The sequence below is a fragment of the Massilia sp. AB1 genome, assembly GCF_018119385.1.
GTDB lineage: Bacteria > Pseudomonadota > Gammaproteobacteria > Burkholderiales > Burkholderiaceae_D > Telluria.
Genome location: NZ_JAGKSG010000020.1, coordinates 1 through 15611 on the forward strand (window position 1 = coordinate 1; position 15611 = coordinate 15611).

Sequence of the window (15611 nt, forward strand, 5' to 3'; positions counted from 1 at the left end):
CCAAAAAACCCCCCCCCCCCCCCCCCACCCCCCCGGGGGGGGCGGCCCCCCCCCCCCCCCGCGCCCTGAAGCGCTATCCGCAGCCGCAGGGCATTCCGGCTGACGCCCTGGTCCAGGTGACGTACAGCTTCTCGATCGAGGAGAAGTAGGGCTCCGCAGCGAGATCCGTGCGATATGTGCGCGATGTGATGATGTGTGAGAATCCGGGCGCCGCAAGATGCTAGAGTGCCCGGTTGAAATACATACATCATCTGGATTGTCCATGTCTATTCGCCCTGCCCGCGCCGTCCTTCCCCTGCTGCTGTCCCTGCTGTCCCTGCCGGCGTCCGCGTCGGTGATCCCAACCCCGGGGGAGAGCGCCGTCGGCAGCATCACCTTGCGGATCAAGGCCGGCGATTGCGCTGGCGCGGTGGACTGGCTCAAGGACGGCCTGAAAGCGGAATACCGCGAGGTCGAGCTGCTGGCCGGGACCATGTACGACCTCGGCCTGTGCGTGCGCCGCGACTGGTCGCGCGCCGTCGGCTTTTACGCGAAGGCCTATGCCGCCGGCTTGCCGGAAGGGGCGGAGCGCCTGGCCGCAGGGTATGCCGATCCAAAAAACGGGCCGGACGCGGCCGCGGCATTGTGGTGGGCCATGAAAGGCCGAGCGTTCCACGATCCGGGCTGCGGCGTCGCCCCGGACGCCGCGAACGATCCGGACCGCTTCGTCGCCGCCCTGTCCGGCTGGACGCCTCAGCGCCTCGCCTATTGCAACTACGTGGTCGGCGTGATGTCGACCATCTCGTCCGAACTGCGCTATCCGGAACTCGCGGCCGACTTCGCCCTGGGCGGCGACTTCACCCTGCACTTCCTGCCTGCCGTGCCGCGCGTCGAGGTGCAGAAGGGCGAGGCGCGCGAATACGCGGTGCTCGGTTTCATCGACGGCGACGCACTGCGCGACCGCAGCTCCAAGGCGGTCGCCAGGAGCATCGAGAAGACCATCAAGGAAGTCACCGACCGCGCACTGAAGCGCTATCCGCAGCCGGCGGGCATCCCGGCGAACTCCTGGGCCGACATGAAATACACCTTCGAGATCGTCTACAAATAAGGCGGTGTTCGGCGCCGCGCAACGTCGCGGACCGTGCACGAACGGCAGCGCTGCGGCGCGCCGCAGGCTGGTAGAGTAGGGACATCGCATGCGGATGCGCCACCCTACGGAGCCGCCATGTCCCATCTTGCCGTTCGCCGCGCAGGTATCCTGCCTGCGGCATTCGTCCTGCTTTGCATGCATCCCGTATTCGCAGCCACGCCGGGCGCCCGCGCCGCCGCCGACGTCGGTAGCCGCATCGAGGCGCGCGACTGCGCCCGCGCCGTCGAACGGCTCAAGGAGGGCCTCAGGAAGGAATACGGCGAAGTCGAGCTGATGGCCGGCACCATGTACGAGCATGGCGTGTGCGTGAAGCGCGACTGGCCACGCGCGGTGCCCTTCTATGTGCGGGCGGTCGAGCACGGCGTCAGGGAAGCCGCGGACCGGCTGGCGGCCGGTTATGCCGATCCGCTCAACGGCCCCGACATGGCGGCCGCGTTGTGGTGGGCCACGCGCGGCCGCCGCTTCCCGCCGGCTTCCCTCGGCATCAGCGAGGGTGCCGCCGCAGATCCCGACCGCTTTGTCGCCGAACTGCGCAGCTGGGCGCCGGAACGGCTGGTGCGCTACACCTATGTCGTCGGCGTCCTTTCCACCGTCATCTCCGAGCTGCGCTACCCCGAGCTGGCCCAGCGCTATGGCCTGGGCGGCGAGGTGCTCGTGCGTTTCTTCCCCGCCGTGCCGCGCATCGAAGTGCGCAGCGGAGAGCGCCACGAGTACCAGCTGCTGGGCGTGTATAACGTCAACGTCTTGCGCGACCGCCGCGCCAGGCCGGTGAACAATGCGTTCGAAACCCTGGTGGAAGAGATCGCCGCGCGCGCCCTCAAGCGCTATCCCCAGCCGCCCGGCCTCCTGCCCGAGGAAGTCGTCGAGGCCAGGTTCATCTTTTTCCTGGAAGACGAGTAAAGGGCGCGCCTGCCGGCTCCGCGAAAATGGCGTATCGTCACGCTCATGACCCGACCATAGCGGAGGCAGGATGAACAAACTGGAAGTGGACGTCGCCATCATCGGCACCGGTACCGCCGGCATGACGGCCTACCGGGCGGCGACGGCGCAGGGCGCGCGCACCGTGGTGATCGAAAGCGGCGTGTACGGCACCACCTGCGCGCGCGTGGGCTGCATGCCGAGCAAGCTCCTGATCGCGGCCGCCGAGGCGGCGCACGCGATGCAGCACTCCGCGCCATTCGGCGTGCACGCGGGCGAGGTGCGCATCGACGGGCCGGCCGTGATGGACCGTGTCAAGCGCGAGCGCGACCGCTTCGTCGGCTTCGTGCTGGAAGGCGTGGACGCCATCCCCGACGAAGACAAGCTGCGCGGCCATGCCCGCTTCACGGGGCCGCATACGCTGATGGTGGACGAGCATACCGAGATCCACGCGGCGCGCGTCGTGATCGCCACCGGTTCCGCCCCGCTGCGCCTGCCGGCGCTGGAGAACGTTGGTCCGGGCGTGGTCACCAGCGACGATGTGTTCTACTGGGACGACCTGCCGCGTTCGGTGGCCGTGATCGGCACCGGCGTGATCGGCCTGGAACTGGGCCAGGCCCTGCACCGCCTGGGCGTGCGCGTCAAATTCTATGCGCGCGGCGGCAGCATCGCCCACATCACCGACCCCGAAGTGCTGCGCGAAGCTGGCCGGGTGCTGAACGAGGAGCTCGACATCCAGTTCCAGTCGAAGGTGGTCAGGGCGGTGCAGGAAGAGGGCGAGGTGGCGCTGACGGTCAGCGACGCCTTCGGCAAGGAAGCCACGGAGCGCTTCCAGTATGTGCTGATGGCGGCGGGGCGCACGCCCAATGTGCACGGCATCGGCCTCGAGCACACGGGCCTGGAGCGCGGCGAGGATGGCATTCCCTTGTTCGACGCGCGCACAATGCAGTGCGGGAACAGCCACATCTTCATCGCCGGCGACGCCAACAACGAGCGCCCGCTGCTGCACGACGCGGCCGACCACGGCAAGATCGCCGGCGACAACGCGGGCCGCTATCCGGACGTGCGTCCGGGGCTGCGCCGCACGCCGATCGCGGTCGCGTTCACGGAGCCGAATATCGCCACCTTGGGCAAGGACTACCGGACCTTGTGCGCAGGCGGGCGGCGCAAGTTCGCGATCGGCAAGGTGTCGTTCACGAACCAGGGCCGCAGCCGCGTCATGTTGCAAAACAAGGGAATGCTCAGGGTGTACGGGGAATACGGCACCCGGCTGTTCCTGGGCGCCGAGATGATCGGGCCGCGCGCGGAGCACCTGGCGCATACGCTGTCGTGGGCGGCGCAGATGCGGCTGACGGTCGACAAGATGCTGGAGATGCCGTTCTATCACCCGGTGATCGAGGAGGGCGTGCGCACGGCGCTGCGGGACCTGGCGGCTTGCTTGTCCAAAGGCGAAAGCGAGACGGATCCGGCGGATACGGAGCCGGGCACCTAGGTCCGGTAACACTCCGTCGTTAGCCCTAAAACCGTCGCCCCGGCGAAGGCCGGGGTCCAAGTTCGTTGAGCAGTGTGAACGCAAGCAGAACTTGGGTTCCGGCCTTCGCCGGAACGACGGTTTTACGGCTAGCAGTTGATCAGAAGCTTCAGTTCAGCAAACTCGCATCCAGCTTCCCCTCCGACGCCAGCTGCCGCACGATCCGCACCGTATCGATATCCGCCTCCTGGTACGCCGACTTCTTGAACTCGTCGTACATCGCATTGGCTTCGTCCGTGTGCTCGCCCGTGCCGTCGTCGTAGCAGAAGCGCACCAGCAGCATCGCGTTGGTCGGCGACTCGATGATCATGCGCAGGCTGGAAGCGGCGATTTCGCCCTGCGCCGGCACGTCGACCCGCACTTCCTGCAGCGGCGTCAGGTGCACGCGGTCCTCGATCACCAGCTCGCCGTAGCGCAGGCGGCGGCCGAAGCTGCCGGCTTCGCGGTCCAGGATCTGGCACTCGTCCAGATGCGGCATGAACATCATCGGCGATTCGGCGCGCAGCACCAGGCCGCGCCACAGCTGCTCGCGCGTCAGGGTGTCCACCAGCGGATTCATCGGATCGTTGATCTCGACAAGATGTTCGAATTTCATGTGAAAGCGTCCTCAAAAGCGCGGGCGCCCGGCTCCCGGCCGCCCCAAAGACCGAATGGTACTCCATCGCGCGCACCGCCGCCGGACCGAGAGTGTTGCATTCCTGTCTAGCTCGAGATTTTTTCTTTTGTGCATCGCTCCACATGACAGCCGGATCGTTAAAATATCGGCCTGCCTTCCTGAAACTTTCCCATGTCCAACGCACCAAAATTCGGCCTCAACGGGCCGCAGAGCGAAGCCGTGCTCTATCTCGACGGCCCATGCCTGGTGCTGGCCGGCGCCGGCTCGGGCAAGACCCGCGTGATCACCCAGAAGATCGCGTACATGATCGAAGACCGCGGCTACGATCCGCGCACCATCGCCGCGCTCACCTTCACCAACAAGGCCGCGCTCGAGATGCAGGAGCGCATCGCCAAGCTGCTCAAGCAACCCAAGCAGGCCAAGCAGCTCACCGTCTCGACCTTCCACTCGCTGGGCGTGAAGATCCTGCGCCAGGAAGCGGCCGGAGTCGGCCTGAAGGACAAGTTCTCGATCATGGACAGCGACGACTGCTACACCATCGTCTCCGACCTGGCGCTGACCACCGACAAGCAGGAAATCCGCCGCATCCAGAACGCGATCTCCCTGTGGAAGAATGGCCTGGTCGACCCCGAGGACGCGATCCGCAACGCGCGCGACGAGGACGAGGCCATGGCCGGGCGCGTCTACCGCAGCTACCTGGCGACCCTGCAGGCCTACCAGGCGGTCGACTTCGACGACCTGATCCGCCTGCCGGTGGAACTGTTCCGCAATAACGAACCGATCCGCGACCGCTGGCAGCGCCGCCTGCGCTATCTTCTAATGGACGAGTATCAGGACACCAATACCTGCCAGTACGAGCTGGTCAAGCTGCTGGTGACGGGCCTGGGCAAGAAGCCGATGTTCACCGCCGTCGGCGACGACGACCAGGCCATCTACGCCTGGCGCGGCGCCTCGGTGGAAAACCTGAAGACCCTGCAGGTCGACTTCCCCGACCTGCGCGTCATCAAGCTGGAGCAGAACTACCGCTCCACCACCCGCATTCTGCAGGCGGCCAACGCCGTCATCGGCAACAACCCGAAGCTGTTCGAGAAGTCGCTGTGGTCCGAGCACGGCCTGGGCGAGCCGATCAATGTGCTGGGCATGCAGAACGACGACCAGGAAGCCGACCAGGTGGCGATCATGATCTCGGCCGACCACTTCCAGCGCAAGAACAAGTGGTCCGACTACGCGATCCTGTACCGCGGCAACCACCAGGCGCGCGTGATCGAGCAGGCCCTGCGCAAGGAACGCATCCCCTACACCATGTCGGGCGGCCAGAGCTTCTTCGACAAGGCCGAGATCAAGGACATCATCGCCTACCTGCGCCTGATCGCGAACCAGGACGACGACCCGGCCTTCATCCGCGCCGTCACGACCCCGAAGCGCGGGGTCGGCATGGCCACGCTCGAAACCCTGGGCGAATTCTCCAAGCAGTGGAACTGCTCGCTGTTCGAGGCCGCGCGCAAGGGCGGCCTGGAAGCCAAGCTGGCCGAGCGCCAGCTGGCGCCGCTGCGCGACTTCTGCCGCTTCATGCTGGAGCTGGAAGACCGCGCCACCCGCCCCGGCCCCTCGGGCAGCGGCGACAACGCGGCCGAGGTGCTCGACGACATGATGAAGGAGATGAACTACGAGCACTACCTGTACGAGAACTTCGACGACCGCGCGGCCCAGGCCAAGTGGCAGAACGTGCTCGAGTTCACCAACTGGCTGAAGGAACGCGGCCGCGGCGGACGCGACCGCGATGGCGAAGAAAAGAACCTGCTGGAACTAACCCAGATGGTGGCCCTGATGTCGATGCTCGAAGGCCAGGACGAGGAGCAGGACGCGGTGCGCATGTCGACCCTGCACGCCTCCAAAGGATTGGAGTATCCGCATGTGTACCTGGTCGGCTGCGAGGAAGGCATCCTGCCGCACAAGGGCGATCCGGACGATTCGGTCGAGTCGATCGCGGCCCGCATCCAGGAGGAGCGGCGCCTGATGTACGTCGGCATCACGCGCGCCCAGCGCACCCTGCACGTCACCTGGTGCAAGCGCCGCAAGCGCGCCGGCGAACTGGTCAATTGCGACCCTTCGCGCTTCATCAAGGAGATGCAGCTCGACGTCGGCGACGCCCCGCCGAAAGAAACTGAAGTGCTCAGTCCCAAGGAACGCCTGGCGAACTTGAAGGCATTATTGACAACACCTAAGTCCGTGCCTAGTTGACAAGAAAATAAAAGCCCTCGAGAACGTTGTGCGCCAGCCTTGATGGGGTGGCAAGGGGTGCGCACGATTGAAATTCCCATTTGACTTCAACTGTTGAGCAGGAAATACTTTCTCTTAGCGAATTGGTGCAAGATTATTGCACTGTTTCAACATTGAGAGATAGTTAAAACGACAGTCAAATCGACAGTCAAAGAGAGTCAAGATGGCAACCGTTTCGGAAATACTGACCACCCCCTTGTCGGGCCTGCAGCACATCGATGCCTTGCTCGACAAAGGACCCGACTGGAACTACCTGACGGGCACGGCGAACACGATCTACTACACCTTCTCGATTGCCTCCGGCAACGAGAGCGGCAAGAGCGGACAGGAAGCGTTCTCGGCATCCCAGCAGGCTGCCGCGCGCGAGGCGTTCAGCTACCTGCAGCAGACGACCGGTATTTCCTTCGTCGAGACGGCATCCGGCGACAGTGCGCACATCCATCTCTGCAATATCGACATCGCGGACTACCGCACCACGGGCCTGTGCAGCTGGACTTCGCCGTACAGCTACAGCGGCACGACCCTGAGCGAATATAACGTCGATGCCTACGTCTATCTCGACAATGTGGAATTCCGGGCGCAGAACCAGAACCTGACCCCGGGCGGCGCCGGCTACGAGACCCTGCTGCACGAGCTGGGTCACGCGCTCGGCCTCAAGCACCCGTTCGAAACCGAACCCGAAAACAGCACCGTCCTGCCCAGTTCCGAGGACAACACCAACAACACCCTGCTGTCCTACAACATGACCGGCGGTGCTCATTCGACGTTCAGCCCCTACGACATCGCAGCCCTGAACTGGCTGTATGGCGGAGACGGCTTGCGCGGCGCGCTCGGCGTCAACAGCGTCACCGGCGCCCGCTACATCACTGGAACCAATCGCGCGGACTCCCTCACGGGAACGCGTTACGACGACACCTTACAAGGAAACGGAGGCAATGACATGATCGACGGCGGAGAAGGTACGGATACGATGGTCTTTGGCGGCGCACGCGGCGCCTATACGTTCGCCAACCTGGCGGACGGCGCCCTGCAGGTGAGCAGCAGCGCCGAAGGCGTGGATACGCTGCGCTCGGTGGAGCAGCTGAAGTTCTCGGACATGACGGTCCAGCGTGCGGCCGTGGTCGATACGGTCGCGCCGGCGGCCCCGACCTTCGTGGTGACGCATAACCAGTTCAACTATGCCCGCGGCAGCAAGCCCGGCATGACCGGCGCGGCCGAGGCTGGCTCGACGGTGAAGGTGTATTCCGGCGCCACCCTGATCGCCACCGTGGTGGCCGACCAGAACGGGCTGTGGAAGGCCGAATCCTCGATCGACTTCCCGGATGGCATGGGCTACACCGTCCACGCGACCGCGACCGATGCCGCCGGCAACACCTCGGCGCCGAGCGCCACCGTGGACTTCAACGTCGACGCGACCGCGCCGACCGTCCCGACCGGCAGCGTGGTCCAGGTCAGCGGCGACAACCGCCCCGTGTTCAGCGGCACCGGCGAAGTCGGCACCACCATGCAGCTCTACATCGTCGACGACACCACGGTCCAGCGCTTCGGCAGCGCGACCGTCGGCGCCGACGGCACCTGGAGCCACACCGCGGCCCCTCTGCCGAACGGTAACTTCCAGGTGAGCGTGGTGTCGAAGGACCAGGCCGACAACTCCACTGCGGCCGGCAGCTACCTGAATGTGGCGATCGCGAACGCCGGCTACCAGAACGGCACCGCGGGCAAGGACGTCTTCACCATGGGCGACGGCAGCACCGCCGCGACCGGCGGCGCCGGCACCGACGTCGCCGTCTTCAGCGGCAACAAGGCCAACTACACCGTCGCCAAGGCGGCCTGGGGCTATACCGTGACCGACAATGTCGGCGGCGGCGGCACCGACACCGTGATCGGCGTCGAGCGCCTGCAGTTCGCCGACGGCTGGAAGGCGATCGACGACGACGGCGTCGCCGGCCAGATCTTCCGCCTCTACCAGGCGGTGTTCGACCGCGCTCCCGACATCGGCGGCATGGGCTACTGGATCCAGCGCATGGAAAGCGGCACCGACCTGATGCGCATGGCCAACGAGTTCATGACCATCAAGGCCCCGGACGGCACCGTCGAGTTCGAGACCCTGTACGGCAAGAACCTGACCGACGAACAGTTCGTCATCGAGCTCTACGACAACGTCCTGAACCGCGAACCGGACGCCGGCGGCAAGGCCTACTGGGTCGACGTGATCAAGCATCACAGCCGCGCGCAGATCCTGATGGCCTTCAGCGAAAGCCCGGAAAACCAGGGCAACGTGATCGACATCGTCGCCAAGGGCATGGACTACATCCCCTTCGGTTAAGCACTGCCCGGCGGCAGGGCTGGCATAATGCCGGCTTTGCCGCCGGAGGCGCCATGGACCACGAAGACCGTTTCGTCGATATCGAAATCAAGCTCGCCCACCAGGAAGACCTGGTGGAGACGCTGAACCAGACCATCTACCAGCAGGGCCGCCGCATCGACCAGCTCGAAGTGATGGTGGCCAAGCTCGCCGAACATGTCCGCAGCTTGCAGGATGGGCGGCAGACTCCCCTGAACGAAAGACCGCCGCATTACTGATCTGTGGTCGTCAGCCCGTGCCGCCAGCACGTCGTTCCGGCGAAGGCCGAACCCAAGTTCGTCGCGCAGCCGTTTTGCATGCAAACTTAGGTTCCGGCCTTCGCCGGAACGACGGTCTCTCTGCTAACGGCAAAAAGATTGTCAGCGTGCCGCCAGCTGCTGTCCTAATCGCTTCCCCAACGCCAGCAAAGTCAGCGTCGGCGGCAAGCCCCACGGTTCCGGAATCACCGAGGCATCGCACACGAACAGCCCCGGCGTTCCCGTTTCCAGCCCCGCATCCACCCCCGCGCCGATACGCACGCTGCCGCCCGGATGCGCCGCGAAATGCCAGGTACTGAACACATTGCGCGCCCCCGCCTGGCGCAGGATGGCGCGCGCCATTTCCGTTCCGCGCCGCAGCTTGTCCTTGTCGGCCGGCGCCAGCCGCTTGTCCGCCCAGCGCTGGCCGACCGCGCCGCCGATCTCGTCGCGGATCTTGACCATCACCGACAGCGTGCGCCGGTGCGCCAGCAGGCGGTCGAAGCGGCCCACCTGGGCCGCGAAGGCCTGGTACATCGGGCGCGGCAGGGTCAGGTCGGCCAGCGCGATGCCTTGTTCCGCGAAGTGCGCCCCGGCCGCCATCGGCACCTCGGCGCCGCCGTCGAGATCCTCCACGCTGCCCATCACCGCCACCACCGGATCGCTGAAGAAGGGCGCATGGCGCGGCCCCAGGCCGGACCGGTGCAGGATACGCGGGCTGCCGATGCCGCCCCCGGCCAGCACCACCAGCGGCGCCCTGGCCACCTGCGCCTGGCCGCCGCGCACGAATTCCACGCCGCGCGCCCGGCCTTCCTCCACCAGCACGCGCAGCACCCGGCTGCCGGACGCCAGTACCGCGCCGTCGCGCCGGGCTTCCTCGACGAAGTCGCGCGCCGTCCACTTGGCGCCGAAGGGACAGCCGTAGACGCAGCGCCAGCAGCCGCTGCGGCAGGACTGCGGCCGGATCATCTTGTCCAGCTTGCGCCATGCGAAGCCGGCGGCACGCGCGGCCTCGGCGATACGCGCGGCCATCGGGCCCACCAGGTGGTCCGGCAGGGGCGCCATCGGCAGCTCGGCGCGCAGCGCGGCGATGTATGGGTCCAGGTCGATGCCGTGGGCCGCGAACATGGCGCCGGGCGGCGGGGCGGCGGTGGCGAAATTCACCGCCGTGCTGCCGCCCAGGGTGGCGCCGCCGACCAGCAGCGAGGCGTCGCGGTGCACGAAGGCGCCGCGTCCGGGGACGGCCGCCATGGCCGCCATCTGGGTCAAGGTGCCGGCCAGCGGCGCAGCGCCGCCCTGTTCGAGGATCAGGATGCGGCTGCCGGCGCGCGCCAGTTCGCGCGCCACGCTGGCGCCGCCGGGGCCGGTGCCGACCACGATGGCGTCGTAGGAGTGGTTGTCAGCGTCCATGGAATCAAAAAAATGGGAGGCCGGCGGATGCTAACACGGCGCGTATTCGCGCTGTCCATACGCGTCATTACGCCCGTAAATACGGGATGTCCGGACATGTCGTGTGCATACCTCTTTTCATGTGACGACCTGCATATAAGCCTGCTATGATCTCCGCGCACAGCTGTCGAGCTTGCCCGGCAGCTCCTTCCCTAAGAGTCCGAGAAAGATCTCATGAACCGTCCACAACTGCTCATCCTTGCAGCCAGCATCGCACTGGCGCACGCGGCGGTCGCCGCTCCCAGCGCAGCCGCCCTCGACGCCTCCAACCCGTTCGCCAAGCAAAGCAGCCTGCCGCTGAACTACCCGGCTTTCGACAAGATCAAGGACGAGCATTTCCTGCCCGCCTACGCCGCCGGCATGCGCGAGCAGCTGCGCGAAGTGGACGTGATCGCCAACAGCAAGGCCGCGCCGAGCTTCGCCAACACCATCGTCGCCATGGAGCGTTCCGGCCAGCTGCTGGGCCGCGTGTCGGCCGTGTTCTCGAACCTGCAGACCGCCAACACCAACGACCGCCTGGACGCCATCGACCGCGAGATGTCGCCCAAGCTGGCGGCGCACAACGACGCCATCTACCTGAACCCGAAGCTGTTCCAGCGCGTGAAGACCCTGCATGACAAGCGCGCCAGCCTCAAGCTGGACGCCGAGTCGAACCACCTGCTCGAGCGCGTGTACAAGGAATTCGTGCGCGCCGGCGCCAATCTGTCGGATGCCGACAAGCAGAAGCTGAAGGCCTACAACGGCGAGATCGCCTCGCTGCAGTCGGAATTCTCGCAGCGCGTGCTGAAGGAAGCCAATGCCTCGGCGCTGGTCGTGGGCAGCCGCGAGGAGCTGGCCGGCATGTCGGAAGCCGAGATCGCCGCCGCCGCCGCCGAAGCGGAAAAGCGCGGCCAGAAGGGCAAGTACGCCATCGCCATCGTCAACACCAGCAGCCAGCCTGCGCTGGCCACGCTGACCAACCGCGCCACCCGCGAGCGCCTGATGCAGGCATCGCTCAACCGCGGCAGCCGCGGCGGCGAATTCGATGCGCGCGAGCTGGTGCTGCGCCTGGTCAAGCTGCGCGCCGAGCGCGCCGCGCTGCTGGGCTACCCGAACTACGCGGCCTATTCGCAGGAACTGGAAACCGCCAAGAATCCGGCCGCCGTCAACAAGCTGCTGGGCGAACTGGCCGGCCCGGCCGTGAACAACGCGAAGAAGGAAGCGGCCGAGATCCAGAAGGTCATCGACGCCGAGAAAGGCGGTTTCCAGATCGCCTCCTGGGACTGGCCGATCTACCAGGACAAGGTGCGCGCCGCCCGCTACAACTTCGACGAGAACCAGCTGCGTCCCTATTTTGAACTGAACCGCGTGCTGGTCGACGGCGTGTTCTTCGCCGCCACCAAGGAATTCGGCATCACCTTCAAGGAACGCAAGGACCTGCCGGTGTACGACCCGGACGTGCGCGTGTTCGACGTGTTCGACCACGACGGCAAGCAGCTGGCGATCTTCCTGTTCGACCCCTATGCGCGCGCCAACAAGCAGGGCGGCGCCTGGATGAACGAATACGTGTCGCAGTCGACCCTGCTGAACCGCCGCCCGGTGGTGGGCAACCACCTGAACATCCCGAAGCCGCCCGCCGGCGAGCCGACCCTGCTGACCTACGACGAAGTGCGCACCGCCTTCCACGAGTTCGGCCACGCGCTGCACGGCATGTTCTCGAACGTGAAGTACCCGCACTTCTCGGGCACCAGCGTGCCGCGCGACTTCGTCGAGTATCCGTCCCAGGTCAACGAGATGTGGGCGATCTGGCCTGAGGTTCTCAGCAACTACGCCAGGCACCACAAGACCGGCGCCGCGATGCCGAAAGAACTGCTGGACAAGGTGGTCGCCTCGAAGAAGTTTAACCAGGGCTACCTGACCACCGAATACCTGGCCGCCTCGCTGATCGACCAGCGCTGGCACCAGCTCACGCCGAGCGAGATCCCGACCGACGTGCTGGCCTTCGAAGCCAAGGCGCTGAAGGATGCGGGCGCCGACTTCGCGCCGGTGCCGCCGCGCTACCGCACGACCTACTTCTCGCACTCGATGAACGGCGGCTACTCGGCCGGCTACTACGCCTACCTGTGGAGCGAAAAGCTGGACGCCGACACCGTCGAGTGGTTCAAGCAGAACGGCGGCCTGTCGCGTAAGAACGGCGACCACTTCCGCAAGACCCTGCTGTCGCGCGGCGGCACCGCCGACGCGATGGACCTGTTCCGCAACTTCCGCGGCCGCGACCCGATCATCGAGCCGCTGCTGGAGCGCCGCGGCCTGACCGGCAACTAATCCTTCGCACCGCCCCTGCGCCGCCACAAGCGGCGCCGGGGCGGCGTGTCGTTCGTCCTACCCATATCACATAGAGACACCATGAACCGTCCACACATCCTGCTCGTTGCCGCCGCCGCTGCCGGCGCCGCCGCACTGGCTCCCGCCTGGGCCGCCCCCGCTTCCCAGCTGGAGGCGTCGAATCCCTTCGCCAAGGAAAGCAGCCTGCCGTTCAACTACCCGGCCTGGGACAAGATCCGCAACGAGCACTTCGCGCCGGCCTTCGCCGAGGGCATGCGCGTGGAGGCCCTCGAGGTCGAGGCGATCGCCAACAACAAGGCCGCGCCGACCTTCGAGAACACCATCGTCGCCATGGAGCGCTCGGGCCGCCTGCTGGACCGCGTGAGCGCCGCCTTCGGCACCCTGTCGGGCTCCTACACCAACGACAGCATCATCGCACTGAGCAAGGAACTGGCGCCCAAGCTGGCCGCCCACGGCGACGCGATCCGCCTGAACCCGAAGCTCTACCAGCGTATCAAGACCCTGTACGACAAGCGCAACAGCCTGAAACTGGACGCCGAGTCGAAGTACCTGCTCGAGCGCTACCACACCGACTTCGTGCGCGCCGGCGCCAAGCTCTCCGACGCCGACAAGGTCAAGCTGAAGGACTACAACGCCCAGCTGGCCGCCCTGCAGACCCAGTTCGCGCAGTTCACCCTGAAGGAAGCGAATGCGTCGGCGCTGGTGGTCGACACCCGCGAAGAGCTGGCCGGCCTGTCGGACAAGGCGATCGACGCCGCCGCTCTTGAAGCCAAGAAGCGCGGCCTGGATGGCAAGTTCGTGATCCCGGTCGTGAACACCACCCAGCAGGCCGGCTTGTCGGTACTGACCAACCGCGCCACCCGCGAGAAGCTGCTGGCCGCCTCGCTGGCGCGCGGCAACCGCGGCGGCGAGTTCGACACCCGCGACACCGTGCTGAAGATCGCCAAGCTGCGCGCCGAGCGCGCCGTGCTGCTGGGCTATCCGAACCACGCGGCCTACAACCTGGAAGACCAGACCGCCAAGAACACCAAGGCCGTCAACAGCCTGCTGGCCGAATTCGCCAAGCCGGCCGTGAACAACGCACGCAAGGAAGCGCTTGAAATCCAGAAGGTGATCGACGCCGAGAAAGGCGGTTTCCAGGCCGCCGCGCAGGACTGGGGCTTCTACAGCGACAAGGTGCGCGCCCAGCGCTACGCCTTCGACGCCAGCCAGCTCAAGCCTTACTTCGAGCTGAACCGCGTGCTGCAGGACGGCGTGTTCTTCGCCGCCAACAAGGAATTCGGCATCAGCTTCAAGGAGCGCAAGGACCTGCCGACCTATAACGAGGACGTGCGCGTGTTCGACGTGTTCGACCACGATGGCAAGCAGCTGGCGATCTTCACCTTCGACCCGTATGCGCGCTCGAACAAGCGCGGCGGCGCCTGGGCCAATGCCTGGGTGGGCCAGAGCCACCTGCTGGGCACCAAGCCGGTCATCGCCAACAACCTGAACGTGGCCAAGCCGGCTGCGGGCGAGCCGACCCTGCTGACCTATGACGAAGTGCGCACCACCTTCCACGAATTCGGCCACGCCCTGCACGGCATGTTCTCGGACGTGAAGTACCCGCGCTTCTCGGGTTCGCGCGTGCCGCGCGACTATGTCGAGTTCCCGTCGCAGGTGAACGAGATGTGGATGGCCTGGCCGGAGGTCCTCTCCAACTACGCGAGGCATTACCAGACCGGCGAGCCGATGCCGAAGGAACTGCTGGACAAGGTGCAAGCCTCGCAGCAGTTCAACGAAGGCTTCCGCACCACCGAGTACCTGGCGGCTTCGCTGCTGGACCAGGCCTGGCACCAGCTGTCGCCCGACCAGATCCCGACCGACGTTCTGGCTTTTGAAGCCGAGGCGCTGAAGAAGGCCGGTGTCGACTTCGCCCTGGTGCCGCCGCGCTACCGCAGCACCTACTTCTCGCACACCTTCTCGGGCGGCTACTCGGCCGGCTACTACGGCTACCTGTGGGCCGAGAAGCTGGACGCGGACACCGTCAACTGGTTCAAGGAAAACGGCGGCCTGACCCGCAAGAACGGCGACCACTTCCGCAAGACCCTGCTGTCGCGTGGCGGCACCATCGATGCGATGCAGATGTACCGCAACTTCAGCGGGCGTGATGCGAAGGTGGAGCCGCTGCTGGAGCGTCGCGGGTTGACGGCCAAGTAAGGCGTTTGTAGCCTGCTGGCAAACTTGGGTCACCGCGCAGGCGGGGACCCAAGTTTCTATAAACACCACACACTCAACCGCAGTCGTGTACGGCCCCGGCCCACCTTGCCGTACAATGAATCGTGCTCACCACCGGAGGACACGATGCAAAACGACAACGACGAAATCCTGAAAGCGCACCTGCGCACCCTGCATCGCCACCTGCAGGAAACCGACGACGTCGACCCGGAACTGGAAACCCTGCTGCGCCAGCTCGACGGCGACATCGACAAGGTGCTGGAACGCCGCGCCGAGCAGGAACTCGACCACAATACCTTCGGCCTTTCCTCGCGCACCCAGGAGCTGGCGGCCCGCTTCAATGTGCGCCATCCGAACGTCGCGAGCGGCCTGCGCGAGCTCGGCAATATTCTGTCGAACATGGGCATCTAAGCTGGCATTAATGCCACAAGTCATTGATAGTTAAGCCATTTTCCGGGGCGATCGGCGTCCCGGAGACGGTTTTCCGGTAAAATACCGGCCAATGAACTCCCCAGCCAATCTTTTCGCGAGCGTTCCCAAGCGTTCCA

General features: G+C 65.8%; 11 protein-coding genes. 9 read left to right on the forward strand and 2 right to left on the reverse strand.

Features of this window, described 5'->3' with window-relative positions:
- Window positions 1-262 precede the first annotated feature (262 nt).
- The 3 genes from J8847_RS13055 (at window position 263) to J8847_RS13065 (ending at window position 3539) form a co-directional block, all read left to right on the forward strand.
- On the forward strand, window positions 263-1087 hold the full coding sequence (locus J8847_RS13055) for a sel1 repeat family protein (RefSeq protein WP_211525149.1): 825 nt from the start codon (window positions 263-265) through the stop codon (window positions 1085-1087).
- 177 nt (window positions 1088-1264) lie between these two features.
- The gene (locus tag J8847_RS13060; RefSeq protein WP_211525150.1) at window positions 1265-2029 is read left to right on the forward strand and encodes a sel1 repeat family protein; all 765 of its coding nucleotides are present in this window, start codon (window positions 1265-1267) and stop codon (window positions 2027-2029) included.
- Between the two features lie 70 nt (window positions 2030-2099).
- A complete protein-coding gene (locus tag J8847_RS13065; protein WP_211525151.1) occupies window positions 2100-3539 on the forward strand; it encodes a dihydrolipoyl dehydrogenase in 1440 nt (479 codons plus the stop codon).
- 148 nt (window positions 3540-3687) lie between these two features.
- Here the strand turns inward: J8847_RS13065 and J8847_RS13070 are convergent, their stop codons facing one another.
- On the reverse strand, window positions 3688-4173 hold the full coding sequence (locus J8847_RS13070; protein WP_211525152.1) for an SRPBCC family protein: 486 nt from the start codon (window positions 4171-4173) through the stop codon (window positions 3688-3690).
- Between the two features lie 192 nt (window positions 4174-4365).
- On the opposite strand from J8847_RS13070, the gene J8847_RS13075 reads away from it, so the two are divergent.
- From J8847_RS13075 to J8847_RS13085, 3 genes are all read left to right on the forward strand, one after another.
- Window positions 4366-6435 carry a UvrD-helicase domain-containing protein gene (locus J8847_RS13075; RefSeq protein WP_211525153.1) on the forward strand — a complete coding sequence of 690 codons (2070 nt, stop codon included), beginning with the start codon at window positions 4366-4368 and terminating at the stop codon, window positions 6433-6435.
- Between the two features lie 202 nt (window positions 6436-6637).
- Window positions 6638-8800, forward strand: coding sequence for a DUF4214 domain-containing protein (locus J8847_RS13080; protein WP_211525154.1), 2163 nt, complete (start codon window positions 6638-6640; stop codon window positions 8798-8800).
- 53 nt (window positions 8801-8853) lie between these two features.
- Window positions 8854-9057, forward strand: coding sequence for a SlyX family protein (locus J8847_RS13085; protein WP_211525155.1), 204 nt, complete (start codon window positions 8854-8856; stop codon window positions 9055-9057).
- Window positions 9058-9198: 141 nt separating this feature from the next.
- Here the strand turns inward: J8847_RS13085 and J8847_RS13090 are convergent, their stop codons facing one another.
- Window positions 9199-10485: a GMC family oxidoreductase N-terminal domain-containing protein gene (locus J8847_RS13090; protein ID WP_211525156.1), complete on the reverse strand. Its 1287-nt coding sequence runs from the start codon at window positions 10483-10485 to the stop codon at window positions 9199-9201.
- 213 nt (window positions 10486-10698) lie between these two features.
- On the opposite strand from J8847_RS13090, the gene J8847_RS13095 reads away from it, so the two are divergent.
- The 3 genes from J8847_RS13095 to J8847_RS13105 all read left to right on the forward strand — a co-directional run bounded on the left by J8847_RS13095 (window position 10699) and on the right by J8847_RS13105 (window position 15474).
- Window positions 10699-12828, forward strand: coding sequence for a M3 family metallopeptidase (locus J8847_RS13095; protein WP_211525157.1), 2130 nt, complete (start codon window positions 10699-10701; stop codon window positions 12826-12828).
- 81 nt (window positions 12829-12909) lie between these two features.
- Window positions 12910-15045 (forward strand): M3 family metallopeptidase, encoded by a 2136-nt coding sequence (locus J8847_RS13100; protein ID WP_211525158.1) that lies wholly within the window; start codon window positions 12910-12912, stop codon window positions 15043-15045.
- Between the two features lie 144 nt (window positions 15046-15189).
- Window positions 15190-15474: a DUF4404 family protein gene (locus J8847_RS13105; RefSeq protein WP_211525159.1), complete on the forward strand. Its 285-nt coding sequence runs from the start codon at window positions 15190-15192 to the stop codon at window positions 15472-15474.
- Window positions 15475-15611 lie beyond the last annotated feature (137 nt).